Annotated in this window: 1 protein-coding gene; it reads right to left on the reverse strand. The window is 64.8% G+C overall.

From position 1 onward, the window contains the following. The coding region (locus SB822_RS54710; protein WP_410858800.1) for an IS4 family transposase at window positions 1-746 on the reverse strand (746 nt) is incomplete at its 3' end. Between the last annotated feature and the right edge of the window lie 84 nt (window positions 747-830).

Raw genomic sequence — 830 nt, forward strand, 5'->3', positions numbered from 1 at the left:
GCCGCATCGGGCAACGCGACACGCTGCGCCCACACCTGCTGGCGGACCGTGCGCGCCGGCTGAGCCTGACGGGCCGCCAGCGTAAAGTGAATTGTGCCCAAGGGCTTGCCCGCCGTAACCTTGTTCCACAGTTTGCCGCCTTCGGGCAGGGTGCGATTGTGTTGCGAGCGCAGCAGCCAGTCGGCCGGGTTGTCCAACTCGCGTGCCTTGAGCATCAACGCCATGATGTCCGACTCCCGGTCAGCCACGTACACGAGCCGCGTGGCAGGCAGCGCTGCAGCCTGTTCGGCAACCCGCTCATATCCTTCGATCCAGCGAATGCTTTCCTTGAGGCCCGCACGCACACCATCCGCGCCTTTGGGTTCGCGTGCCCACATGAAGGCGTCAAGCACGCCCAGCGGCTCGCGCGATGGCGTGACCGCGTAAGTCGGGTGCAGATACATCCCGCGCTGGGCCTCATACGACAGCGGGCCCAGACCCGTAATCGTCTGCCCGTTAAAGTCCAGCTCCGTTGTATCCTGGATGCATAGCACCACTTCGCAAGCTCGCATCCGCTCGGCCGAGCTTTGCCAGTGGGGCGCCAGAATATCGCGCCAGTCCAGTTCATCCTGAGCCAGAAACCGGTACGCCCCGGCCGTCTCCGCCCAGCCGCCGCATGCGTTAGGTATGCTTGCCGTCGGCTTCTGCGCGAGCCGCTCCGCCAGCAGCACGGCGCGCGCGTTCAGACGCTGATCGCCCAGGTCGATGTCCTTGAATTCTGCCGCTGCCCAGCTCGCTGCCTCTTGCTTCATGCGCCGCCCAAAATGCGACAGTAAACGACACTCCGAAGC

It is taken from the genome of Paraburkholderia sp. SIMBA_054 (assembly GCF_046534875.1).
Classification (GTDB): Bacteria; Pseudomonadota; Gammaproteobacteria; order Burkholderiales; family Burkholderiaceae; genus Paraburkholderia; species Paraburkholderia hospita.